Source organism: Chitinophaga sp. 01L420, from assembly GCF_056399985.1.
Window position 1 is genome coordinate 120935 of sequence record NZ_JBFTSK010000007.1, and the last position, 24729, is coordinate 145663.

Below are 24729 nucleotides of genomic sequence, written 5' to 3' on the forward strand. Positions count from 1 at the left end.
TGGAGGAAAAAACTTATACAGAAAAAAGAAATGGAACCCTCATGAAAAAAATTACACTCTGTTGGCTGGTGGTTTTTTTAGGAATAATAGACGCGACACAGGCGCAATATGTTTACGATTTTAAACATACTGCTGATGTCTTTTACAATTCAAGAGATTATTATTCCGCGGCGCAGTATTATAATAAAGCGCTTGGTACTTTCAAGATCAAACCAGAACAGGTATTGCCCTATACCATTGCAGGTTCCGCACCCCCAAGCGGTAAAGTGAAAGATTATCAACAGGTAGTAGCCAGGTTGGCAGAATCTTATCGGCTTTTCTATGATTATGGCAATGCAGAAACCTGGTACTCGCAGCTGGTGGGATTTAATAATCCTGCATATCCCCAGGCCCGCTACTGGTACGCGGTGTGCTTACGCTTTAATGGAAAGTATCAACAGGCATTGGATGAATTTACTAAGTTCAAACAAAGCTATACTGCTGCCGATGAACTGTCTACAAGAACACCCCTTGAAATTGCCTGCTGCCAGTTCGCACTGTCAGAAGCCAATAAAGAACCGAGATTTACCATCGTAAAAACTTCAGGTAATGTAAACGAAGGTGGCGCTAACTACGCCCCGGTAATACTGGACGGAAGCACTTTAATGTATACCTCTTCCCGTTCCGATAACCCACCTTTGCCCGTGCCTACCACCAAACAGGCGGCAGCCAATAAGAAACAGCCTAAAGGCACCCCCTATGTGAATGCGCTTTATACGGCCACCGGTGGCGGCAATAATTTTGATAACAGCCAGAAAGTAAAAATTCCTACTGCCAAAGGCTATGATCAGGGCGTATCTGCATTAACACCAGATGGCAACTCCCTGTATCTTACCCGTTGGTTGATGAAAGATGGCGTGAAACAATCCGCTATTTATATCAGTACCCGGCAGAACGGTGTATGGTCCGAACCTAAAATCTTAGGCGATAATGTAAACGTAGCAGGATACAATTCTATGCAACCTTACATCACAGCCGATGGCAAATACTTACTCTTTTCTTCCAACAGGCCAGGAGGGATGGGTAAAAATGATTTGTGGTATTGTATTATGACTAACGGAACTCCCGGTGGTGCACGTAATATGGGAACTACAATAAATACCAAAGATGAAGAACAGGGACCCTTTTATGATGCCGAGAAAAATCTCCTGGTATTCAGCACAGATGGCCGTGTAGGCCTGGGTGGACTCGATTTCTTCCAGAGTGAAGGAGATTTTGGTACCTGGTCCGCCCCTGTTAATATGGGCAAACCATTGAACTCCCCTAAAGATGATATCTATTACACGGCAATGGATAACACCCATCCTTTTGCCGCCGGATTCATCAGCTCAGACAGGGAATCTATTTGCTGCCTCGAAGTATTTGGCATTAATCGTATCCGAAAAATAGCTAGTGGATTGATTGTAGATTGCGATACACATTTGCCATTGCAAGGAGCTACTGTTACCTTACTGGATACAGTGAGAAGAAAAACAATCAAAAAAATGACGCTGGACGCTACTGGACGATACACCTTCGAAGTTGATCCGCAACGCTACTATAAAGTAATAGCGGAGAAAGAAAATTATTTCACCAAAGCACTCTATTTCAATACAGACGAACTGCAAAGAGTGGATTCTATGGATAATCCAACCCTCTGCCTCAAGCATTATGAAATTGAGAAACCAATCGTACTTAATAATATCTACTATGACTTCAATAAAGCCACACTTCGTAATGAATCGAAAGTGGTGTTAGATACTGTGGTAGATATGTTGAACGATAATCCGAAACTGACCATTGAAATGAGTGCACACACAGATAGTGTTGGCTCTGTAAAATATAATGAGAAGTTGTCTCAGGCACGTGCACAGTCTTGCGTTGATTACCTGATCAGTAAAGGTATTTCACCGGAACGACTGATCGCAAAAGGCTATGGTAAATCAAGACCAATTGCGCCAAACTCACTGCCTAATCATAAAGATAATCCTGAAGGTCGTCAGCTTAACCGTAGAACAGAGTTCAAGGTGTTAAAAAGACAAATACAGGTAAAAGAAGAAGATAGTAGTAGTCAATAATATTTTTCCTAAGCGCRGCTATAAGCCGATTGCTTCCATATCCTACATTTACCATTTCAAAGCCGGCTATTTAGCCGGCTTTTTATTTATAGTAAGGTATCCTTCTTGAATATATTAACATGCAAAAGCATATCCTTTTGAAGGGATATGCCTGCGATAGTTTTAATGTAAATTCTTCGGAGAATTAGTTGCTTTTGCCAAAGAGACCGATAGCCAGCGTATCTGCGCCTTTCAACACTTTAATGTGAGAAGCGATAGCCAGTGCGTTGTCATATTTGAAAGCAGTGTCTTTCTGAATGCCACCTGGTTTGCTAACTTTAATTTTTTTCACTGTAGTGAAGAGGTCTACTTTCAGTGCAGCACCAGTTCCCTGGAAAGCGCCGTTGTACAGGGTGTCAGTAACCGGGGCGGTAGTTGTACCTGCAATCAGATAAATTTTGTGCGCTGCGTCTTTGGTGTTTTTTGTCAGGTTCAATACTACATTCACAGAGCTATCAGTATTTTCTGTAAGCGTGATATTACCAACTTTAGTATCCTTATCAACGCCAGTTCCTTTCAGGTCAAATGATTTGGTACGTGCAGGTGGTGGAGTTGGCGTATCATTATCATCATTTTTGCAGGATGTGAAAGATATACCCAATACAGTAGCGAGCGCTACTCCGGTCCGGAGCGCGTGTTTGTTGAACATAAGCATGATTTCAGTTTTATAAAAGTTTTAAGATTGCGATTCTAGAACAGTTGAATTACAACTGTCACTAACCTTGCGATTTTAAGATTGTGATTTATTTTTTTCTATATAGGTTTTCAGCGCTTACTAGTAGATGTTAAACGAGGCATGAAATAAAAAGTTACAGCTATAAGTAGAAATTTTTTTAAATATTTATTTTTACCCCATGTAATGCTTATTGGTAAAGAGTTACAGCGGCATAGAATATTTTTTCGACCGACATGGTAAGTATAACTAAGTGTTTAACCATTCATTTTTTTAACAGCATCTTTTTTTAAAGATGTTTTTTGATGATTCAAAAATTAAATTACATTTGTAAGGCATCGCGATCAGATGCGCCAACTGATAGTAATATGAAAATGTAATCAGACTACGGTATTCCCGTTTGTCGCCCTCCCACTCTTATTTTTTTGTTTGCAGTGCCCTCAACCGTGCTGTTTCTCCTTTTATTTTTCAAAATATTTGTATGCATATTTTAACGAAGATGCTATCGCGCATAGCTCGTTTCTTTCAATTATTTAAGATAGCCGTTGCCGGTAGTGAAAAAGAGTTTACAACAGGTAGTATCAATCGTGCTATTTTTTTGCTTTCTATTCCGATGATCCTGGAAATGGCCATGGAATCGCTTTTTGCAGTAGTAGATATTTATTTCGTGAGCCATCTCGGCGTGAATGCAATTACTACAGTAGGGTTAACCGAATCAGTACTCACCCTGGTGTATACTGGTGCAATGGGTTTGAGTATGGCGGCTACTGCCATGATCGCAAGAAGAACAGGTGAAAAAGATCCCGACGGAGCGGCACATGCAGCGATGCAGTCATTATATCCCGGATTAATTATTTCATTGGTGGTAAGTGTTATAGGATTATTTTTTTCGAAAGATATATTACTATTGATGGGCGCCGCCAAAGAAGTGGCAGATTACGGTTATGTATATACGAAAATTGTACTCGGTGGGAATGTGGTTGTTATTTTGTTATTCCTGGTCAATGGTGTTTTTCGTGGTGCCGGAGACGCTGCATTGGCCATGCGCACATTATGGATTGCCAACGGTCTGAATATTATACTATGTCCGTTATTGATTTCAGGCTGGGGCCCTATTCCTGCAATGGGTTTAAAAGGAGCAGCCATTGCCACTTTTATTGGCAGAGGTATGGGCGTAACTTACCAGTTGTATCATTTAATAAAGGGAAGAGACTTAATACGTATTACAAAGAAGCACCTGGTGCCTGCTTGGAGTTTGATTGGGGCAATCCTGAAAATCGCCATGGGGGCAACTGCGCAAATGCTGATTGCTTCTGCCAGCTGGATTTTCCTGGTGCGTATTATTTCTCATTTTGGCAAAGATGCGGTAGCCGGATATACTATTGCCATCCGGGTAATCATCTTTACCATATTACCTGCCTGGGGAATGGCCAATGCAGCAGCAGCCCTCGTAGGACAAAACCTGGGTGCACAGCAGCCGGAACGCGCCGCCACGTCAGCCTGGCGGGCAGCCTTCTTTAATATGGTGTTTCTGGGCATAGTGGCCATTATTTTCATGATAGGAGCACCGGCTATTATCAACTTCTTTACAGATGATCCTATTGTACTTGGCTATGCGGTGCAATGCATCCGGCTAATGAGTGGTGGCTATATCTTTTATGCCTTTGGTATGGTACTGACCCAGTCCTTCAACGGTGCAGGTGATACCCGCACGCCGATGCTGATTAATTTATTTGCCATGTGGATGTTTCAGATGCCGTTGGCCTATACCCTGTCTGTTTGGTTGAAGATGGGTCCTGTTGGGGTATTCTGGGCAATTGCGATCTCTGAATCGGCCGCCGCTATTGCGGCTATACTGCTGTTTCGCCGCGGTAGCTGGAAACAGGTGAAGATTTAGCTTCCTGCTTTCTGTATAAGTAGTTACCTTTGCCTGGTTTTGTATTAAATTTTAAAGTAATAAAAATTAACTAAAATAGCATGTCACTCACGGTTGTAGGTTCTATGGCGTTCGATGAAATCGAAACCCCCTTTGGCAAATCAGGTAAAATCATTGGTGGTTCCGCCGTTTACATTGCATGGGCGGCATCAAACTTTGTTCAGCCAATTAACCAGGTATCAGTAATAGGCGAAGATTTCCCCCAATCAGAACTGGATGCACTGACAGCAAAAGGTGTAGCGCTTGATGGTGTAGAGCATAAGCCGGGGGAGAAATCCTTCTACTGGTCTGGCAGGTATCACATGGATATGAATACCCGTGATTCATTGGCTACAGAGCTGAATGTACTGGCTGATTTTAAGCCAGTGATTCCTGAAAGCTACCAGGGAAGCGAATTCCTGATCCTGGGTAACCTTACACCACAGGTACAGATGAGTGTACTGGATCAGTTTAAGGTACGTCCTAAGCTGATAGTAATGGATACCATGAACTTCTGGATGGAAGTAGCACTGGATGATCTGTTGAAAGTATTAAAAAGAGTAGATGTGCTGATGGTAAATGATGGTGAAGCCCGTCAGTTGAGCGGTGAGTTCTCTCTGGTAAAAGCAGCCCGTAAGATCCTGGCTATGGGACCACGTTACCTGATCATCAAGAAAGGGGAACACGGCGCATTGTTATTCCATGAAAACCATGTGTTCTTTGCACCTGCCATGCCACTGGATGATGTATATGATCCAACCGGCGCGGGTGATACATTCGCAGGTGGTTTCATCGGACACCTGGCTAAGACAAAGGACATTTCTTTCGAAAATATGAAAACCGCGATCATCGTAGGTTCTGCTATGGCTTCATTCTGCGTGGAAAAATTCGGTACAGAACGTATCCGTGAAATCACACATGAAGACATTACTACCCGTCTGGAACAGTTTGTTCAGCTGGTGAACTTCGATATAGATCTGGTGTAGATAGCTATTAGCCATTAGCTTTTAGCTTTTAGCAAAAATGCAGCGGAGATAAACATATATACTATGTTCTCCGCTGCATTTTTGCTAAAAGCTAATGGCTAATAGCTGTTTACTTATATATCCCGTTCAGTACGGCCGCCAGTCTCAGTCCTCCTTTCAGCAGCTGTTGGTTCAGATCTTTCACAAAAACATAATTATAACGATAGCTGAGCTTTGCATCCGGCTTGGTGTAGGCATATACCTTGTCGGACAGCAGATGTGAGTCGAACATCCAGTCAGCAATAGAACCGCTCTGTATGGTCTTTATTTCGGCTACAGAAGCGATGTTAAGCGCTTTGGTATACTCTGTGTAGCTCAACTGCTGGAAATCGATCAGGTGCTCGTCCCATACACGATGCAGGTTAGACGGCTTGTCGAACCACATTACATTGATCTTGTTACCACCCATATCTTCGTCACGACCCACATGCAGTGGCTGATGCATATCTCCCATCATATGTACCAGGAAAGTCAGCGCAAACAACTTTTTCTCTTGAGACAGCTCACGATTTTTCAGGTCTTTAATCATCGCCTGTGTTTCGGTATACAGGTTTTCACCGGTAGCCGCATTCAATAACTGATCAAATTTTGCACGGTCAATATCCGCCGGAAAGTCCAGGTAATGCCAGGAGTTGGTATGGTCATACTGGTGGGTGGTGTCTGATTTGATAAAATCCGGCCAGTTGGCAATCATGGCCATACTTTGACCTCCCAATATCTTATCGATGGCTTTGCGGGCTTTTGGCGTAAGGTGAAGCCAGGCAATTTCAGCAACAATGCGGTGACCGTTAGGTCCCCAGGCAAAAGAGGCAAGGGGTAGCAGGAAGGCCACTATCAAGCCCATTAAAATTTTTTTTCTCATAAGTCTGTCCTTGGTATAAGCCGCTAAATTAAAGCTTCTTTTTTAACACTTCCACTTCCTTATTCTTTAGTATTTTTACGGATACTGCTCAAATACAAATTCAATATGCCTTTTAGTATACGTGCTCCATATTCTCCCGCTGGGGATCAGCCGGAAGCCATCAAACAATTAACCCAGGGACTCAACGAAGGGGAACCATTTCAGACCCTGCTGGGGGTAACAGGGTCAGGAAAAACATATACTGTAGCCAATGTAATCCAGGAGGTGCAGCGTCCTACCCTGGTGCTGACACATAACAAAACCCTGGTGGCACARCTTTATGGCGAGTTCAAACAGTTTTTCCCGGACAATGCCGTAGAATATTATGTATCCTATTACGATTATTATCAGCCGGAGGCCTATATGCCCGTAAGTGATACTTATATAGAGAAAGACCTGGCCATTAATGAGGAATTGGATAAGCTCCGGTTAAGAACTTCTGCCAGCCTGCTGTCTGGTCGAAGAGATATTATCGTGGTGGCCAGCGTGTCCTGTATCTATGGTATCGGTAACCCTACAGATTATGAAAATGGGATTATCCGTATAACAAAAGGACAGACACTGAGTCGTAATACCTTACTGCATGGACTGGTAAACTCCCTGTATAGCCGCACCACTGGCGATTTTAACCGGGGTAATTTCCGGGTAAAAGGAGACACAGTGGATATTAACCTGTCTTACGTGGATTATGGTTACCGGATTACTTTTTTTGGAGATGAGATAGAAGAGATAGAAACAATTGATGTGCAAAACAGTAAACGTATTACCGTAGTGGAAAATGCTGCCATTTTTCCGGCTAATATGTATCTGGCACCCAAGGATATGATGCAACAGATCATCTATGAAATACAGGATGAACTGAAAGCCCAGGTCGATTATTTCAAAGCCAATGGCAAACTGATCGAAGCACAGCGTTTATCCGAAAGGGTGAATTATGATGTGGAAATGATCCGTGAGCTGGGTTATTGCAGTGGTATTGAGAACTACTCCAGGTTCCTGGATCGCCGTAAGCCCGGTGCGAGGCCCTTCTGCCTGTTGGATTATTTTCCGGAAGATTTCCTGTTGGTAATTGATGAAAGCCACGTAACTATTCCGCAGATCGGCGCCATGTATGGCGGTGACCGTTCCCGTAAACTGAACCTGGTGGAATTTGGCTTTAGGTTACCATCTGCCATGGATAACCGCCCGCTGAATTTCTACGAGTTTGAGAATATGGTGAACCAAGCCATTTTTGTGAGTGCTACCCCCGGAGATTATGAACTGAAGAAAACGGAAGGTGTGGTAGTGGAACAGGTGGTACGTCCTACCGGTCTGCTGGAGCCGCCTATAGAAGTAAGGCCCAGCGTTAACCAGGTGGATGACCTGCTGGAAGAAATAGATAAGCGCGTACAGAAAGGTGATCGGGTGTTGGTAACGACGCTGACCAAGCGCATGGCCGAGGAAATGGATAAGTACCTGGGACGTATTAATATTAAGTCACGCTACATCCACTCTGAAGTAGATACACTGGAGCGTATAGAGATCTTAAGGGATCTGCGGTTGGGTAATATAGATGTATTAGTAGGGGTAAACCTGCTTAGAGAAGGACTTGATTTGCCGGAAGTATCGTTGGTGGCTATTCTGGATGCTGATAAGGAAGGGTTCCTGAGAGATGAGCGCTCCCTGACGCAAACTGCTGGTCGTGCGGCGCGTAATGTAGACGGGTTGGTCATCTTTTATGCAGATAAGATAACCGAGAGCATGCAGCGCACCATTGATGAAACAGATCGTCGCCGTGAAAAGCAGGTGGCCTTCAACATTGCACATAATATTACACCGAAGACAGTACGTAAAAGCAAAGAACAGATCCTTGGACAAACATCTGTCTTGGAAATCAAGCACTTCGATGAAAATTCTCCTATGGCTGTACATGATGAGGTACAACTGGTAGCAGAAGATGCTATGGCATACGCCAAGACTTCCGCTGCGGCTGTGAAAACCATCCCGCAGATGGAAAAATCTATCGCCAAAGTGAAGAAGGATATGGAAAAAGCAGCCCGCGATCTTGATTTTATGGAAGCAGCCCGTTTAAGGGATCAAATGTTTGCGATGGAGCGGGAATTATTAGAAATGAAACAATAAATGGCTTTGCTCATTTATAATATTATATGTAATTATTTATAATGTGTTTACCGGATTCTCTGCTTCAAATTGATAAATATATAATTTGTAAAATATTATTTTCCATATGTTTATATCATATCTTCCCTCATTACAGTATGGCGTGCACCTGGCAAATTTGAAAAATGTTAACCTTTCCTTAACTCCCTACATAATGTGGTAATAATCAATTTATTAAGTGTAAATTAGCTACCGTTAGAAAAGCATATATTCAGAAAAATAATAATTAACATAATAATTATTTATAATATCATTGACTTAATCCTAAATTTTACACCCCTTATTCAAATATTTCTATTTTTAGCGCCTTCTATTTGATGTTTTAAATTTCAGACCTACTTTTATTTAAGAAATTTAAAAATCAAACGCTATGAAGAAAATATCATTTCAGGACTATCTCCCCTTCATTTTCCTTGCAATCATTGCGATTATTGGAATTTTTATCCCTTCCCTCCCGAGTTTTGCTGATGGCGGCAAATATAATTCCGCTGACATTGCCTGGATTCTGGTAGCCTCTTCTCTGGTATTTCTAATGACTCCTGGTTTGTCCYTCTTTTATGGAGGCATGGTAAATAAGAAGAATGTTATTTCTACCATGATGCAAAGCTTCATTGCTACCGGAGTAATCAGCATCGTTTGGCTGGTAGTTGGATTTAGCCTGGCGTTTGGTAAATCTGTTAACGGCATCATTGGTGATCCCCGCACATTCTTTATGTTTCAGAATGTAGGATCAGGCGCTCCATGGAGTCTGGCCCCTACTATTCCGCTGTTATTGTTTGCTCTCTTCCAGATGAAGTTTGCGATCATCACACCTGCCCTGGTAGTAGGTGCAGTAGCAGAAAGAATCCGTTTCACTTCTTATGTATTGTTCATGGTGTTATTCAGCTTGCTGGTATACGCACCTATTGCACACTGGACATGGCATCCCGATGGTATCCTGTTTAAATTAGGGGTACTGGATTTTGCTGGTGGTACAGTGGTACATATTTCTGCTGGTTGTGCTGCATTAGCTGGTGCACTGGTACTGAAAAGAAGAAAGGATCACGTGGAAAAGAAAGAATTACAACCTGCAAATATTCCCTTCGTATTACTGGGTACCGGTTTACTCTGGTTCGGCTGGTTCGGTTTCAACGCCGGTTCTGCTTTGAGCGCTAACGCCCTCGCTGCTACCGCTTTTGCAACTACTAATACTGCTACTGCTGCTGCCGGTTTATCATGGGTATTTTTTGATGTAATCCGCGGTAGAAAACCATCAGCACTCGGCTTCTGCATCGGTGCAGTGGTTGGTCTGGTCGCCATTACACCTGCAGCTGGTTTCGTTGCTATCCCACAAAGTATATTCATCGGATTTATTGCCGCTATCGTTTCTAACGTAGCTGTACATTGGAAATCAAAAACTAGCATTGATGATACACTGGATGTATTCCCTTGCCATGGTTTAGGTGGTATGGTGGGTATGTTGCTCACTGGTATCTTCGCTACCAAAACCATCAACGCTGGTGGTAACGATGGTTGGTTCTATGGCAACTTCGATCTGTTTAAAAATCAGGTACTCGGTCTGTTACTGGTAGTAGGCTACAGCTTCACGGTATCATATGGTATCTTCAAACTGATCAATCTTATTCATCCGCTGCGCGTAACAGAAGAAGAAGAAGAGCTGGGCCTGGATGTTACACAGCACAACGAAAATTATCATCCTTCTCTGATCAGCGTATCCGACAACGGTTCTCTGAAAGAAGAAGATGAACTGGTACACTCTTGAAAAAACAGGTTATACACCGGTATAACAACAGAGTGGCAGTTCATTGAATACGACCTTTATCAACTTTATTAAACATATACTTTATGTTGTAAGAACCTGGAATGGATAATTGGTAGTTAAATCGCTGTAAATAAGTGAAACTCGCACCAATCATTAGCTACTGATTATCCATTCCTTCTATTCTGATTGTAGCATCATCAGAAAGCACGCGAATACACCCCCGAAACAATCCGTAAGAAAAGGCCGCATCAATACTTACCATTTTATCAACCAAATTTATAAGTATGAAAAGAATGTTAACGACCTTATTTGTCATGGGCAGCAGCCTCGTTGCCATGTCGCAATCCACGACGGATACTACAGTAGCTCCGGCTTTTAAATTGTCCGGATCCGCTGATGTATATTATAAGTACAATCTGAATGGGAACTACACCGATAATAAAACCAGTTTTACCAACTCACATAATTCTTTCGAATTAGGTATGGTGTCTCTGAAAGTGGAGCATGGATTTAAAAAAGGAAGTATCGTTGCTGATCTCGGATTTGGTAAAAGAGCCGGAGAATTTTCCTATAATGATGTACCTGGCTCATCAAACGGCTTGTCTATGGCCATCAAGCAACTGTATGTTTCTTACCAGTTAACAGAAAAAGTAAAAGTGAGTCTCGGTAGTTTTGCTACTCATATCGGTTATGAATTGGTAGATGCCTATGCCAATAGAAACTATAGCATGAGCTATATGTTTAGTTACGGTCCTTTTTTTAATACAGGTGTTAAAGCAGACATTGCAATCACCTCCTCTTTAAGTGCCATGGTAGGGGTGTTTAATCCTACCGATTTAAAATCAGTATCCCTTAACAGCCATAAATATATTGGTGCTCAGCTGGGCTTTGCTCCTGCCGAAACACCCATTAAATTATACCTGAATTACCTCGAAGGAAAAGATACTTTCGGTGTTCAAAACCACCAGGTAGATCTGGTAGCAACTTATCAGATTAATAAAGTGCTGGGTCTTGGTTATAACGCTACCTACAGTACTTATTCAGATACACGCGCACCTAAAGAAACCCGTGAAAATGCCAAATGGTGGGGTAATGCGCTCTACGTAAATCTCGATTTTACCGATAAATTCGGATTAACAGTACGTGGTGAATACTTCAGTGATAAAGATGGTTTGAAAGTATTTGGCGCGATACCCGATGGAGGTAATGTAGTTGCCGGTACACTAACTTTTAATTATAAGGTAGGAAACCTAACTATTATGCCAGAGTTCAGATTAGATAAAGCATCTGCTGATATATTCAGTAAGTCGGATGGTAAACCTTATGATATGACATCCAATTTACTTTTAGCCGCCACCTACCATTTCTGAGCAGAAAAGCAGAAAGGATAAAGCAAAAAGCTAATGTTGTGAATGATGAAGGCGTATAAATAATCGCTCTAGTCATTCACAACATTAGCTTTTTGCTTTCTGCCTTATACTTTCAGCTTCTTTTGTATTATATTGGGTCAAAAAGAAATAATGTTGCAGCCGTCCACGTTAAAATTTCTGAAGTCTCTCAGGCTGAATAATAATAAAGTCTGGTTTGACGAACACAGAACCGAATATCAAACCGCAAAAGCTGATTTTGAAAGTATGGTACAACAGCTCATTGATGGGCTGGCCAGGCAGGATGCCTCTCTGCAGGGTTTACAGGTAAAAGATTGTGTTTTTCGTATTTATAAGGATGTCCGGTTTTCGAAAGATAAAACGCCTTACAAAACAAATCTGGGCGCCTCTTTTCAGATAGGAGGTAAAAAATCAACCCTTGCGGGCTACTATTTTCAACTGGAACCAGGAGGAAATAGCTTTGCTGGTGGCGGCATTTGGATGCCAGCCGCTCCCGAGTTGAAAAAGATACGTCAGGAAATTGATTATAACTTCAAAGAGTTTGAACAACTCATTTCCAATAAAGAATTTATTAAGCATTTTGGGAAGGTAGAAGGAGATGCATTAAAAACAGCTCCGCAGGGATATCAGCCGGACAACCCGGCTATCGCCTATTTAAAGCTGAAAAGTGTGATTGTATCACATCCCTTTTCGGATGAAGCATGTACACAACCCACTATTGTAAAGGAAATTTTGAAAACATTTGCGCTGATGCAACCACTGTTGCAGTTCATTAACCGCGCCATGGATTGATAATAAGTAGTTTATTAGTTTATCAGATAAATAATTTGCTTTAGTAGTTGCCAGTTACTAACATATAGATAGCGCCTGCGAACAACATTAGAAAAGCAAAGCCGCAAACAATACCCAATACCCAAACCAGTAAATAGGCAAATGGCTCTCTGCTTTCTCCTGGCAACTTCATGTAAACTAACTATCTGATAAACTAATAAATAACTCTCCGGTTTAACCCGGAATTAATTTTTGTGAATGAGGAATTCGAACGGACGAGCTTTGCGATTCTTTAAAAGGTTTTCTTTGTCCGTACGCGCGTGGGCAAAACGTTGATTGTAAACATTAGCCACCTCAATAATAGGTATAATTCCATCTAATGTATCCTGCTGATCAACGATGTTCATGATCCGGGATACCTGTGAAGAGAAATTGGTGCTCCACTCTTCGGTGAACTTGTGCATTAACAGAAGTTCGCGATTGGTGTTGGTTTTCATAGGACTTAAGGGTGTTTTCTGATTAGAAAATAACGAAAAATACCGGCATCTCTAAAATTGGACTACTCTTCTTTTTCAAAGAGTTTTAGTTGGCATAGGATTATTACTACCAAAATTGGATTTTATCCGCCACAAATCAATACTACTTCCGTGTAATTTTTAAGGTTTTTGTGTTATCGTTTTATGAATCACGTAAAAAAGAGCAAGCGGTAACACGCTTGCTCTTAATGAGTTATAGATATATTTTCGTATAGTCATATACGGGAGCTGCATTTAAGGGTACAATAGGCCCTTAATTACATAGCACAACAGTATGATTACAGCCAGTTCTTACCGCTGAGGTATTCTGCAATCTGTACGGCGTTGGTAGCAGCACCTTTACGAAGGTTGTCTGCCACTATCCACATATTCACTGTTTTAGGTTGTGTTTCATCCCGGCGGATACGACCCACAAACACTTCGTCTTTGTCGTGCGCATCTTTAGGCATCGGGTATTGTGCCTTGGAAGGATCGTCTACAACTATTACTCCTGGCGTGTTTTCGAGGATAGCACGCAGTTCCGCCGCTTCATACTCATTTTCAAACTCAATGTTTACCGACTCACTATGACCACCCATTACCGGAATACGTACAGTCGTGGCCGTTACCAGTATGCTGTCATCTCCCATAATCTTCTTGGTCTCGTTTACCATCTTCATCTCTTCTTTCGTATAGCCGTTGTCGAGAAATACGTCTATCTGAGGAATAACATTCAGATCTATCTGGTAAGGATAAGCCATTTCACCGGTAATGCCTTGTCTTTCATTCATTAACTGGGTTACCGCTTTAACACCGGTACCAGTTACTGACTGATAAGTAGACACTACTACCCTTTTAATTTTATATTTTTCGTGCAATGGTTTCAGCACCAGCACCATTTGAATAGTTGAACAGTTAGGATTGGCAATGATTTTATCTTCCCGGGTAATAGCATCACCATTTACTTCAGGGACTACCAGTTTTTTGGTAGGATCCATTCTCCAGGCACTGGAGTTGTCGATAACAGTAATACCTGCTGCTGCAAATTTAGGCGCCCACTCCAGAGAAGTGCCACCGCCAGCAGAAAAGATAGCCACATTAGGCTGCATGGAAATAGCCGTTTCAGCATTCACCACCTTCCAGGTCTTGCCCTTAAATGTTACTTCCTTACCAACGGACTTCTCAGAAGCCACGGGAATCAATTCAGTAACGGGAAAATTTCTTTCCGTTAACACCTGTAACATTTTTGAGCCTACCAGTCCGGTCGCTCCTACTACGGCAACTTTCATTTTGTTTTACATTTTTAATTTTGGAAGCCCAAAATTAATGTATAGCCCGCGCTTTTCATAGCACTAAGATTTTTTTTTACTGTTTGCATGGCATTAACAGTGCATAACATTCTGAATGCTAAGTTTGAGCGCCATAAAACCCAGCAATATGAAATTTCCCGTTGTTTGTTCCCTCCTGCTGTTGCAGGCCCTTTCCGGTTTTACACAATCCCCCGGCAGATATGGGGTGATCATACATGAAATTATGCCCAAACCTTCTCCCGTGACCGGGCTACCACCTTATGAATATATAGAATTAAGAAATGTAAGCGGGGAGACAGTACAACTGAAAGACTGGCGACTCTCCGTCAATAAACGGGAAGTGTTGCTCCCGGCCGTTTTGCTGCCCGCAGATAGCTTACTTGTGCTATGTACGCCTGCTGCGGTAAATAGCTATAACATCCCCAATATCAGGGGGATAGACCGTTTCCCGGCACTCGCAGATGATAGCGCATTGATAGTGCTCTATGATCCGGCTAAAAGAGTAATACATGCAGTTGATTATCAACAGGGCTGGTATGGCAGCACTAAACCCAAAGGAGGTGTCAGTTTGGAAATGATCAACGCTGCCCTTCCCTGCAGCGGAAAAATAAACTGGCGCGCCTGTACCGCAGCAGTGGGTGGTACTCCCGGCAAAGCCAATGCAGTAGCCGCTACTACAACGGACAATACCCGGCCTGATCTGCTCTTTGCTACCATTACAGACAGTATGCATGTGTTGCTGCAATTTAGTAAAACGCTGGACAGTGCACTGGCTGCAGATCCTGCGCGCTATCAACTCACAGGAGGAATAAAAGTAGTCACCAGTATAATAAACCCTCCTTTATTTACCAGGGTACAATTACAGCTATCTGCTCCTATTCATCCACAGCAGGATTATATGTTAAGTACGGCCGGCCTGACCGGTTGTTATGGTGAAGTCAGTGGAGTCAATACCAGTATCACATTGGGAATGCCGCAGCTACCGGTGGCACAGGATGTGGTCATCAATGAAGTTTTGTTTTATCCGCCTCCAGGGGCACCTGAATTTATTGAGCTCTATAACCGCAGCCGCAAAACCATAGAACTGGGGCAATTATATTTTTGTGCAAGAAAGGCAGATGGAAAATTTGAAACATTTAAGAAAATAGCAACGGCGGGTCGGCTGTTGATGCCAGGACAATTCCTGGCCATTACTACAGATGGCCCCCTGCTATGCAGCCATTACGTCTGTAAAGCCCCGGAAAACATACAGGAGGTAAGTAGTTTGCCATCTATGCCTATGGCAGCAGGGAGAATCAGCTTACTAATGGCAGATAGTACCATTATAGATGAACTGCCGTATACAGATGGACAACATTTTCCTCTGGCGAGCGAGCTACAGGGCATTTCCCTGGAGCGTTTGCAATATGACCGCCCCGCTGCCAGCGGAGATAACTGGCATTCTGCGGCGGCTACTGCGGGTTATGCAACTCCAGGTGCACCCAATTCCCAGCGCTGGCCCGAAGCAGCGGATTCCCTGAATATTGTACTTGAGCCGGCGGTCTTTACGCCGGATCATGATGGAATAGATGACCTGATGAAAATTTCCTGGCAATTGCCCGCTCCTGGCTTTGTTGGTAATATTACGATCTATGATATACGAGGCCGGGCGGTTCGTTTTCTGGCCCGTAATATTTTAATGGGAAACAGTGGATATTTGCAATGGGATGGAATTGGTGAAAATGCAGTAGTTTTACCATCAGGTATTTATATATTTTTTATAGAGATATTTAATCTCAAAGGACTTGTGAAACGCTGGAAACGCACGGTGGTCATGGCACGAAAGTTGACCTGACCGATTCCCCCGTTGCAGGCTTTTTACAGGTCAAAAATAGCAGCGGTCAATCTATTATAATTATTTATATTTGCGCTTCCTAAAAATTTGAACATGCAGTACAGAGAAATTGTTGCAGTAACCGGATTGGGCGGTTTGTTTCAGTTAGTAGCCAGCAAACAAGATGGCGCCATCGTAAGGTCACTGGAAGATAAAAGTACAAGGTTTGTATCTTCCCGCGTGCATAATTTTACTCCACTGGAAAGTATTGAAGTATTCACTACCGGCGAAAACGTAAACCTGGCTGAAGTATTTAAAGCCATGGATGAAAAAGCAGCGACATTCCCACCTGCAGCAGGTAAAGCAGATAACAATGCTATCAAAGCTTATTTCAAAAACGTATTCCCTGAATTCGATGAAGACAGAGTGTATGTGAGTGATATGAAGAAAATGGTGAAATGGTTCGGTATCCTCAAAGCAAACGATCTGTTGAAATTTGAAGAGATCCTGACCGAAGGTGAAGGTGAAGTAGAAGAAGTGGTAGAAGAAACCGCTGCTCCTGAGAAAAAGAAGAAAGCCGCTCCTGCCGCTACTGAAGAAGCAGCAGCAGAGGTAGCAACAGAAGAAAAGCCTAAAAAGACACGTGCTAAAAAGGCTGAAAAAGAAGAAGGCGAAGAAGGTGCTGAAGAAAAAGCGCCTAAAAAAGCCAAAGCTAAGAAAGATGACGCGCTGGCAGCAGAAGGTGAAGAACCTAAAAAAGTTGCTAAGCCACGCAAGAAGAAAACAGAAGAATAGTAAGAATCGCGTTATTTGATTATGATGAAGTAGCCGTCTGTTACCAGGCAGCGAAAAGAAATAAGCAAATAACATAATAGCTCAGGCTTCTATTTACAGCAATCATGTCTGTAAATAGAAGCCTGAATCGTTTTAGGATTCCGGTTTTTTAACGATTCTTTTAATCGGATCCTATCGGCATTCGCACAAAAATCCCTAAATTTCTACATTCGAAAATTCAAAAATATTTGATAGCATGGATAATTTAAGTGCAGATATAAAAAAATTACCCCGTCAATTTCTCCCGGAAGATTTTCAGGTAACCACCTGGGATGGCCTGCAGCCCTACTTCGAAACCCTGCAGCAAAGACCCATTAATAGCGTGGCAGACCTGGAAAAGTGGCTGAAAGATATGAGCGAACTGGAAGCGGTTATCAGCGAAGATGCCTGCTGGCGCCAGATCCGCATGACCTGCGACACCAACAGCAAAGAGCTGGAAGAAGCATTTACCTACTTCTGCATGGAAATTCAGCCTAAACTGCAACCATACGCAGATGCACTCAACAAAAAACTCCTGGAAAGCCCTTTCCGTAAAGAGCTCGACCAGGATATCTATAAAACCTATCTCCGCAATGTAGAGAAACAGGTAAAGTTATTCAGGGCGGAAAATATTCCCATTCAGGCAGAACTGAGCGTAATGGCGCAGCAATACGGCGTTATTGCCGGTAAAATGAGCATTACGGTGAAAGACCAGGAATATACACTGCAACAAGCCGCAAAATTCCTGGAAAACAGTGATCGCGCCCTGAGAGAAGAAGTATTCACTAAAACGGCTACACGCCGTTTGGCAGACAAACAGGTACTGGATGAATTATATACCGGTCTCATACTAAAGCGTGACCAGGTAGCCAGGAACGCAGGTTTCGCCAATTATCGTGACTATAAGTTCGAAGAACTGGGCCGCTTTGATTATACCAAGGAAGACGCCTTTCAGTTTCATGCTGCCATCAAAGCACACATTGTTCCGCTGGTACAGCAAATCCTCGAAGCGCAAGAGGAAAAATTGCAACTGGATACATTAAAGCCATGGGATACGGATGCCGAACCTGTGGGTGTAAAACCACTGGAGCCATTCCGTACCGGAGATGAACTGGTGAATAAAGCCATCGAAACCTTTGATGAACTGGGTCCTTTCTTCGGTAATTGCCTTCGTGTAATGAAACAAATGGGGCGCCTGGATCTGGAAAGCCGCAAAGGCAAAGCGCCAGGAGGTTATAACTGCCCGTTGGCAGAAACCGGTGTGCCTTTTATTTTTATGAATGCTGCCGGCCAGATGAAAGATCTTACTACCATGGTGCATGAAGGCGGCCATGCGGTACACTCTTTCCTGAGCCATCATCTGTCACTCAGTTCTTTCAAGGAGTATCCGATGGAAATAGCGGAAGTAGCCAGCATGAGCATGGAGCTGTTTACCATGGACTACTGGAATATTTTCTTTGATGATGCCACCCAACTCCGTCGTGCACGTTTGCAACAACTGGAGCGTGCGATTACCATATTCCCGTGGATTGCTACCATCGATAAATTCCAGCATTGGATCTATGAGCACCCGCAACATACGGTAGCAGAACGTACTGATAAATGGTTAGAAATTCTGAACGAGTTCTCCCCTGCAATTGTGGACTGGACAGGACATGAAGACTACCGCGCCATTACGTGGCAAAAACAACTCCACCTGTTTGAAGTACCATTCTATTATATCGAATACGGTATTGCGCAACTGGGGGCCATTGCTATGTGGAAACAATTCAAGGAAAACAAAACGCAGGCATTGGATAATTACGTACAGGCGTTGAGTTTAGGTAACACCAAAACATTACCTGAATTGTATAAAGCAGCAGGAATTAAATTTGATTTCTCGCCGGCATATGTGAAAGAGTTAGCCGATTTCGTGAAGGCGGAAATAGAAAAGTTATAGTATCAGACTAAAATTGAAAAGCCACTGAAGTAAATGATCTGCAGGTATATTCCCGCTCAGAGTATTTGCTTCAGTGGCTTTTTGCTTTTCAGGCTTAAGCTCATTTGCATCCTTTACATACCCCACTCACCACTACTTCCACATTATGCATAGCATAACCTTTTGGAAGATGTATCTGCGGTACATCTGTATCATCTAAACAGATCGTATTGCCACACTCCTCACATTTGAAATGAATATGATGATCATGGTGATGATGCTCAGAACATTCCGACTTGCATACTGCGTAGCGCACGGAAGTATCTGTAGTCGGTATTTTATGAATGATGCCTTTATCCAGGAATGTTTGTAAAGTACGGTAAACCGTCACGCGGTCAAATGATTTGCCCGCCAGTTTTTCGAAGTCGCTATGTTCCAGTGCTCCATTGCTTTTCATAAACAGCTCCAGGATCTTGGTCCTGGTTTCTGTTACACTTAGCTTACTATCACGTAAGAGACTGCCGATTCGTTCTGTTATTTGTTGCTTGGTGCCCATGATGAAAAAAAATTTATTCTTCCATTAAACGGTCTATGTCTGTAATCAGCTTATCCACATCTTGCTGTTTGGTGCCTTCATATAAACCGCGTATCTGTCCGGTTTTATCTACCAGTGCAAACCACTGTGTATGTACGAAGTCCTCTTCTCCGGTATAAACGCCATCATCTACCAGGTAGGCTTGTCTGGCCATACGATAGATTTGTTTTTTATCACCGGTAAGGAACCACCAGTTTTTTGCGTCCGCACCATGTTTGTCAGCATACGCCTTCAAAACAGGTACACTGTCATGATCCGGATCTACGGTGTGCGACAGGATCAGAAAATCGGGTTTGTCTTTATATTTTGCATACACCTTTTCCATATTAGCATTCATCTTCGGACAAATACCAGTGCAGGTGGTGAAAAAGAACTCTGCCACATAAATTTTACCTGCCACATCTGCTTTTGCTTTTGTGTTTCCATTTTGATCTATAAAGGAAAACCCAGGTACCGTATGTCCCGGTGCTCCCAGTATCGGCAATTTTTCTTTTCCTATAAAAGAGCCTGTCTGATCCTTAATAACATAGGCAGAGTAGGCGAGAAAACCCGCGCTCAGCACCACAAAAAACGTAATGAGTATAATAGCTTTCTTCGACATAGGTATAATCCCCTGTTTTATTCAATATACAAAGGTAGCACATGTTTAACAGATGCCCAGCGGTGTATCCTTTCTCTTCTTTTTTTAACACGACTGCAACATTTTATAGTTGACGATTTAAATTATCTGATTAAATGCCTAAATTTAATTTGCAACATTGTTGCAAATTTATGTAATTTTGTCGGAATAGAAAAACGGGGACATGGAAGATAATATTTTAAAGCGGATGAGCCTGGATACAATCGGAATTGGGGCTTCTCTGGCCTGCGCGTTGCATTGTGCCTTATTACCACTACTAATCACTGTATTACCTCTCCTGGGATCGCATATCCTGGAGAATGAAAAGCTGGAGTATGGACTGCTGTCTTTTTCATTCGGAGTAGGTTGCCTGTCGCTTGGACGGGGATATTTCCGGCATCACCGGCGCATAGCTCCGCTATTGATATTTACTGCAGGTTTTGCGCTGCTTTTGGGAGGACACTTCGGTATTGCCGGTGGGTACTGGGAACCCGTGGTGATTTTCACCGGAGCAGCGGGTGTAACGGGAGCGCATATATTAAACCTGCGACGTTGTAAGCAATGTGTTGTTCATAGACACCGGTAGTATCAGCGGCCATAATATCGCCTATCGCAATATAATAAATTACATATGAAAAAATTACCTGTTACGGTGCTGAGTGGCTTTCTCGGCGCGGGGAAGACTACTTTGCTTAATCATGTGCTGCATAACCGCGAAAATTTACGTGTAGCCGTTATTGTTAATGATATGAGCGAAGTGAATATTGATGCACAATTGGTGAGGAATGAAAACACACTTCACAAAACCGAAGAGCGACTGGTGGAAATGAGCAACGGCTGCATCTGTTGCACATTACGGGAAGATTTGTTGAAGGAAGTAGCTACCCTGGCGGCGGAAAAACGCTTCGATTATTTGCTGATTGAATCTACCGGCATATCGGAACCAATACCGGTTGCACAAACCTTCTGCTACCAGGATGAGGCCAATGGTATTGATCTCAGCACTGTGAGCCACCTGGATACCATGGTGACTGTGGTAGATGCGTTCAATTTTATCAGCGATTATGGGAGCATTGAACAGTTGCATGCAAGGGGCCTGACAGAGGATGCAACAGATCAACGCACTATCGTTAACCTGTTAACAGACCAGGTAGAATTTGCCAATGTAATTGTGTTAAATAAATGCGACCTGGTAAGTAAGGAGAAACTGGGGAATCTGAAGGCGGTACTGCGTAAACTCAATGCCAATGCAAAGATCATTGAAGCCGTAAAAGGACAGGTACCCTTGAAAGAAATCCTGCATACGGGTTTGTTTGATTTCGACACTACCTCGCAGAGTGCTGGTTGGCAGGCGGAACTGGACAATGACCATACTCCCGAAACAGAAGAATATGGCATCTCTTCATTTGTTTACCGCAGCAGGAAACCCTTTCACCCACAGCGCTTCTGGCAATATATCAATGAAAAATGGCCCAGTAATGTGATTCGCAGTAAAGGGTTATTCTGGCTGGCATCCCGCCCGGATATCGCGGTGAACTGGAGCCAGGCGGGCGGTTCCCTGCGCGCTGAAAAAGCAGGCTACTGGTGGTGTACTAGTCCCCGTAAGCAATGGCAAATGGATCGGGAAACGTATGAACTCATCACCAATCGCTGGGACGAACGCTTTGCTGATCGCTATAATGAACTGGTAATCATAGGCCAGGAGCTATCCGTGCACGACATGATCATGGATCTGGATAGTTGCCTATGCACGGAAGCAGAGATTAAAAACTTTAAAGAAGGCCATGTTTTTAAAGATCCTTTTCCTAATATTTAGATTAGTCTAAAAAATAATTAAGACAAGTATAAAAATAGAATATAGTTTTGTTGAAAATTACAGCTCGGAAGTGTAATAATTGTTACTATCCTGAAAATCCCTGTCTGTACTAAAACCTACATTTTTTACACCCATGAAACATTTATCTGTATTACTATTTTTACTATTTCTTACAACACTAACATATGCACAACAAGGCACACTTAAAGGAACTGTTATCAACAAGGATCGTAAGCCGGTACAATTTGCCAATGTTGCTATAAAGGACTTGCACACAGGCGCAACCGCCGATCAGCAGGGCCTTTTCAATATCAAGAATATTACGCCCGGCACCTACGACATCAAAATTTCAATGGTAGGTTATCAACCCGTTATGCTCAGGAAAACAATTGTAGCAGGACAAACCACCATGATGAACATCTCTCTGGAAGAAGATTTATCAAAACTCAATGAAGTAGTGGTGACTGGTGTTTCCCGTGCTACCGCAGTTCGCAAAAACCCTATACCCATTGCCGTTATAGGCAAAAGAGAAATGAATATGAATGTGAATAATAACATCATTGATGCTATTATTAAAGGAGTACCCGGCGTGAGCGCAGTAACTACCGGGCCTAACATTTCAAAACCGTTTATTCGTGGCTTAGGATATAATCGCGTACTCACTTTGTTTGACGGTGTACGACAGGAAGGGCAGCAATGGGGCGATGAACATGGTATTGAAATAGATCAGTATGGCATCTCCCGCGCAGAAGTAGTGAAAGGCCCTGCCAGTCTTACTTACGGCTCCGATGCCCTGGCAGGAGTCATCAATATGATTCCTGACATCCCCGAACTCACCCCCGGAAAATTACAGGGAAGCTTTCTCACAGATTATCATAGCAACAACGGTATGATTGGTTCTTCTTTGGGCCTGGCCTACGGAAGTAACGACTGGAAATATGTAGTAAGGGCTACTGCCAAAGCAGCCCATAATTATCAGAATAAAATAGACGGATATGTGTATGGTACGGCCTTCCGGGAGTACAACCTTACCGGCCTGGCAAGGGTAGATAAAGCCTGGGGCCACTCACAATTTGGCGCTACGTTGTATGATAATACCCAGGAAATTCCGGATGGCAGCAGGGATTCAATTACACGTAAATTTACGAAGCAAGTAAAAGGCGATGATGATATAAAAAACAGGCCACTGGTGCCTGAAGGAGACCTACGTTCTTATACAATCAATCCGCTGCATCAGCGTATACAACATTACCGGGTGTACAATCATACAAAGTGGAATGTGGGTAATGGAGATATCAATGCCATGTTAGGTGCACAGCAAAGTATCCGGCGGGAATACAACCACCCGGAAATGCCTGTACAACCAGGATTGTATGTGGTGCTCAACACTCTTAACTACGATGTATGTTATAATTTACCGGTCATGGATGGCTTTGAAACGACCGTAGGTGTAAATGGTATGTATCAGTCCAACAAAAGTAAAAACGGTACCGATTTTCCCATTCCCGATTATAATCTGTTTGACATAGGTGCATTCTTTTTTGCAAAAAAATCTTTCGGTAAAGTAGATGTATCCGGAGGGATTCGTTATGATAGTCGTAGTATCCGCTGGAATGATTTTTATGTAGGACCTAATAATAAGAATGGATTTGAGCAGCATGTATCATTACCGGATACTGCCGGTGCACATCTGCAGTTTCCGCAGTTCAATCATCGCTACACGGGCGTATCCGGTAGCGTGGGAGCTACCTGGAATATCAGCGAGCGGATACTGGTGAAAGCCAATGTTGCCCGAGGCTACAGGGCGCCTAATATTACGGAAATTGGTTCCAATGGTCTTGATCCGGGAGCACATATTGTATACCTGGGGAACCGCGGTTTCAAGCCGGAGTTTAGTTTACAGGAAGACATCGGCATACAGGCATGGTTACCGGATGCAGATATCAGTGTAGAACTGTTTAATAATAATATTGAAAACTATATCTATCAGGCAAAGCTATACGATAATGCGGGTAACCCCGTAGTGATAGTGCCAGGCAATGCTACCTATAGCTATCAGCAATCAGCAGCCAGATTATATGGTGCGGAAGTAAGTGTGAATCTTCATCCCCGCGACATAAAATGGTTGACCATGAATAACAGTGTCGCCTACACGCAGGGACGCAATGGTAACAAGGAATTGATCCGTACGCATGGAGACGAAGCACGTTATCTTCCTTTTATACCTCCAACGCATATACGTAGTGAATTAAAAGCCACCACACAGCGCAATCATGGTATGTTTTCAAAAGCATATGTCCGCGTGGAAGCTGATGTGATAGCTGATCAGCCGCATTTCTACGGGGTAGATGATACGGAAACATTTACAGCAGGATATACCCTTTTTAACGCGGGGGCCGGTACTGGCATCGTTAATAAAAAAGGCAGAACAGTCTGTGAAATATTCCTGCAACTGGATAATGTGTGGAACGTAGCTTACCAGGCCAATATGAACAGGTTGAAATATTTTGAGTATTACAACTCCTCTCCTAACGGTCACCTGGGGATTTATAATATGGGAAGAAATTTCAGCGCTAAAGTAATCGTACCTTTTTAGGTAC

The 24729-nt window shown here is 42.9% G+C and carries 19 protein-coding genes; 13 read left to right on the forward strand and 6 right to left on the reverse strand.

Annotation, left to right across the window (positions count from 1 at the left end; all coding sequences use genetic code 11):
- Positions 1–41 precede the first annotated feature (41 nt).
- Positions 42–2096: an OmpA family protein gene (locus tag AC1DP6_RS09595; RefSeq protein WP_477054627.1), complete on the forward strand. Its 2055-nt coding sequence runs from the start codon at positions 42–44 to the stop codon at positions 2094–2096.
- Between the two features lie 184 nt (positions 2097–2280).
- Here AC1DP6_RS09595 and AC1DP6_RS09600 read toward each other — a convergent pair whose 3' ends face one another.
- Positions 2281–2784 carry a hypothetical protein gene (locus AC1DP6_RS09600; protein WP_477054628.1) on the reverse strand — a complete coding sequence of 168 codons (504 nt, stop codon included), beginning with the start codon at positions 2782–2784 and terminating at the stop codon, positions 2281–2283.
- A 505-nt stretch (positions 2785–3289) separates the two neighbouring features.
- On the opposite strand from AC1DP6_RS09600, the gene AC1DP6_RS09605 reads away from it, so the two are divergent.
- Positions 3290–4705 (forward strand): MATE family efflux transporter, encoded by a 1416-nt coding sequence (locus AC1DP6_RS09605; RefSeq protein ID WP_477054629.1) that lies wholly within the window; start codon positions 3290–3292, stop codon positions 4703–4705.
- A gap of 80 nt (positions 4706–4785) precedes the next feature.
- Positions 4786–5709, forward strand: coding sequence for a PfkB family carbohydrate kinase (locus AC1DP6_RS09610; RefSeq protein ID WP_477054630.1), 924 nt, complete (start codon positions 4786–4788; stop codon positions 5707–5709).
- Between the two features lie 109 nt (positions 5710–5818).
- Here AC1DP6_RS09610 and AC1DP6_RS09615 read toward each other — a convergent pair whose 3' ends face one another.
- A complete protein-coding gene (locus AC1DP6_RS09615) occupies positions 5819–6610 on the reverse strand; it encodes a S1/P1 nuclease (protein ID WP_477054631.1) in 792 nt (263 codons plus the stop codon).
- A 105-nt stretch (positions 6611–6715) separates the two neighbouring features.
- Here AC1DP6_RS09615 and uvrB point away from each other — a divergent pair, with 105 nt between their 5' ends.
- The 4 genes from uvrB to AC1DP6_RS09635 all read left to right on the forward strand — a co-directional run bounded on the left by uvrB (position 6716) and on the right by AC1DP6_RS09635 (position 12751).
- Positions 6716–8770 (forward strand): excinuclease ABC subunit UvrB, encoded by a 2055-nt coding sequence (gene uvrB / locus AC1DP6_RS09620; protein WP_441572971.1) that lies wholly within the window; start codon positions 6716–6718, stop codon positions 8768–8770.
- Positions 8771–9179: 409 nt separating this feature from the next.
- Positions 9180–10571 (forward strand): ammonium transporter, encoded by a 1392-nt coding sequence (locus AC1DP6_RS09625; protein ID WP_477054632.1) that lies wholly within the window; start codon positions 9180–9182, stop codon positions 10569–10571.
- A 284-nt stretch (positions 10572–10855) separates the two neighbouring features.
- Complete coding sequence (locus tag AC1DP6_RS09630) at positions 10856–11941, forward strand: porin (protein WP_477054633.1); 1086 nt, start codon at positions 10856–10858, stop codon at positions 11939–11941.
- 150 nt (positions 11942–12091) lie between these two features.
- Positions 12092–12751: a DUF2461 domain-containing protein gene (locus AC1DP6_RS09635; RefSeq protein ID WP_477025150.1), complete on the forward strand. Its 660-nt coding sequence runs from the start codon at positions 12092–12094 to the stop codon at positions 12749–12751.
- Positions 12752–12975: 224 nt separating this feature from the next.
- On the opposite strand, the gene AC1DP6_RS09640 is transcribed toward AC1DP6_RS09635, so the two are convergent.
- Positions 12976–13194 (reverse strand): hypothetical protein, encoded by a 219-nt coding sequence (locus AC1DP6_RS09640; RefSeq protein ID WP_127042883.1) that lies wholly within the window; start codon positions 13192–13194, stop codon positions 12976–12978.
- 350 nt (positions 13195–13544) lie between these two features.
- Positions 13545–14534: an aspartate-semialdehyde dehydrogenase gene (locus tag AC1DP6_RS09645; protein ID WP_477054634.1), complete on the reverse strand. Its 990-nt coding sequence runs from the start codon at positions 14532–14534 to the stop codon at positions 13545–13547.
- Between the two features lie 148 nt (positions 14535–14682).
- Here AC1DP6_RS09645 and AC1DP6_RS09650 point away from each other — a divergent pair, with 148 nt between their 5' ends.
- The 3 genes from AC1DP6_RS09650 (at position 14683) to AC1DP6_RS09660 (ending at position 19120) form a co-directional block, all read left to right on the forward strand.
- The gene (locus AC1DP6_RS09650) at positions 14683–16389 is read left to right on the forward strand and encodes a lamin tail domain-containing protein (protein WP_477054635.1); all 1707 of its coding nucleotides are present in this window, start codon (positions 14683–14685) and stop codon (positions 16387–16389) included.
- Positions 16390–16482: 93 nt separating this feature from the next.
- Entirely contained in the window at positions 16483–17163 is a 681-nt protein-coding gene (locus AC1DP6_RS09655; protein ID WP_477054636.1) for a DUF5606 family protein, read from the forward strand.
- A 235-nt stretch (positions 17164–17398) separates the two neighbouring features.
- On the forward strand, positions 17399–19120 hold the full coding sequence (locus AC1DP6_RS09660) for a M3 family oligoendopeptidase (RefSeq protein WP_477054637.1): 1722 nt from the start codon (positions 17399–17401) through the stop codon (positions 19118–19120).
- A gap of 100 nt (positions 19121–19220) precedes the next feature.
- Here AC1DP6_RS09660 and AC1DP6_RS09665 read toward each other — a convergent pair whose 3' ends face one another.
- Together AC1DP6_RS09665 and AC1DP6_RS09670 are read right to left on the reverse strand one after the other, a co-directional pair.
- Positions 19221–19655: a Fur family transcriptional regulator gene (locus AC1DP6_RS09665; RefSeq protein WP_441572979.1), complete on the reverse strand. Its 435-nt coding sequence runs from the start codon at positions 19653–19655 to the stop codon at positions 19221–19223.
- Between the two features lie 13 nt (positions 19656–19668).
- A complete protein-coding gene (locus tag AC1DP6_RS09670) occupies positions 19669–20295 on the reverse strand; it encodes an SCO family protein (RefSeq protein WP_477054638.1) in 627 nt (208 codons plus the stop codon).
- A 202-nt stretch (positions 20296–20497) separates the two neighbouring features.
- On the opposite strand from AC1DP6_RS09670, the gene AC1DP6_RS09675 reads away from it, so the two are divergent.
- From AC1DP6_RS09675 to AC1DP6_RS09685, 3 genes are all read left to right on the forward strand, one after another.
- Positions 20498–20899 (forward strand): MerC domain-containing protein, encoded by a 402-nt coding sequence (locus tag AC1DP6_RS09675; protein ID WP_477054639.1) that lies wholly within the window; start codon positions 20498–20500, stop codon positions 20897–20899.
- 45 nt (positions 20900–20944) lie between these two features.
- Entirely contained in the window at positions 20945–22129 is a 1185-nt protein-coding gene (locus AC1DP6_RS09680) for a GTP-binding protein (RefSeq protein ID WP_477054640.1), read from the forward strand.
- Positions 22130–22262: 133 nt separating this feature from the next.
- A complete protein-coding gene (locus tag AC1DP6_RS09685; RefSeq protein ID WP_477054641.1) occupies positions 22263–24725 on the forward strand; it encodes a TonB-dependent receptor in 2463 nt (820 codons plus the stop codon).
- Positions 24726–24729 lie beyond the last annotated feature (4 nt).

Coding starts and splice junctions, on each gene's coding strand:
- AC1DP6_RS09680 (WP_477054640.1), top strand. CDS start 20,945: ATGAAAAAATTACCTGTTACGGTGCTGAGTGGCTTTCTCGGCGCGGGG.
- AC1DP6_RS09605 (WP_477054629.1), top strand. CDS start 3,290: ATGCATATTTTAACGAAGATGCTATCGCGCATAGCTCGTTTCTTTCAA.
- AC1DP6_RS09595 (WP_477054627.1), top strand. CDS start 42: ATGAAAAAAATTACACTCTGTTGGCTGGTGGTTTTTTTAGGAATAATA.
- AC1DP6_RS09665 (WP_441572979.1), bottom strand. CDS start 19,655: ATGGGCACCAAGCAACAAATAACAGAACGAATCGGCAGTCTCTTACGT.
- AC1DP6_RS09640 (WP_127042883.1), bottom strand. CDS start 13,194: ATGCACAAGTTCACCGAAGAGTGGAGCACCAATTTCTCTTCACAGGTA.
- AC1DP6_RS09600 (WP_477054628.1), bottom strand. CDS start 2,784: ATGTTCAACAAACACGCGCTCCGGACCGGAGTAGCGCTCGCTACTGTA.
- AC1DP6_RS09630 (WP_477054633.1), top strand. CDS start 10,856: ATGAAAAGAATGTTAACGACCTTATTTGTCATGGGCAGCAGCCTCGTT.
- AC1DP6_RS09615 (WP_477054631.1), bottom strand. CDS start 6,610: ATGAGAAAAAAAATTTTAATGGGCTTGATAGTGGCCTTCCTGCTACCC.
- AC1DP6_RS09650 (WP_477054635.1), top strand. CDS start 14,683: ATGAAATTTCCCGTTGTTTGTTCCCTCCTGCTGTTGCAGGCCCTTTCC.
- AC1DP6_RS09660 (WP_477054637.1), top strand. CDS start 17,399: ATGGATAATTTAAGTGCAGATATAAAAAAATTACCCCGTCAATTTCTC.
- AC1DP6_RS09655 (WP_477054636.1), top strand. CDS start 16,483: ATGCAGTACAGAGAAATTGTTGCAGTAACCGGATTGGGCGGTTTGTTT.
- AC1DP6_RS09685 (WP_477054641.1), top strand. CDS start 22,263: ATGAAACATTTATCTGTATTACTATTTTTACTATTTCTTACAACACTA.
- AC1DP6_RS09675 (WP_477054639.1), top strand. CDS start 20,498: ATGGAAGATAATATTTTAAAGCGGATGAGCCTGGATACAATCGGAATT.
- AC1DP6_RS09670 (WP_477054638.1), bottom strand. CDS start 20,295: ATGTCGAAGAAAGCTATTATACTCATTACGTTTTTTGTGGTGCTGAGC.
- AC1DP6_RS09610 (WP_477054630.1), top strand. CDS start 4,786: ATGTCACTCACGGTTGTAGGTTCTATGGCGTTCGATGAAATCGAAACC.
- AC1DP6_RS09645 (WP_477054634.1), bottom strand. CDS start 14,534: ATGAAAGTTGCCGTAGTAGGAGCGACCGGACTGGTAGGCTCAAAAATG.
- AC1DP6_RS09635 (WP_477025150.1), top strand. CDS start 12,092: ATGTTGCAGCCGTCCACGTTAAAATTTCTGAAGTCTCTCAGGCTGAAT.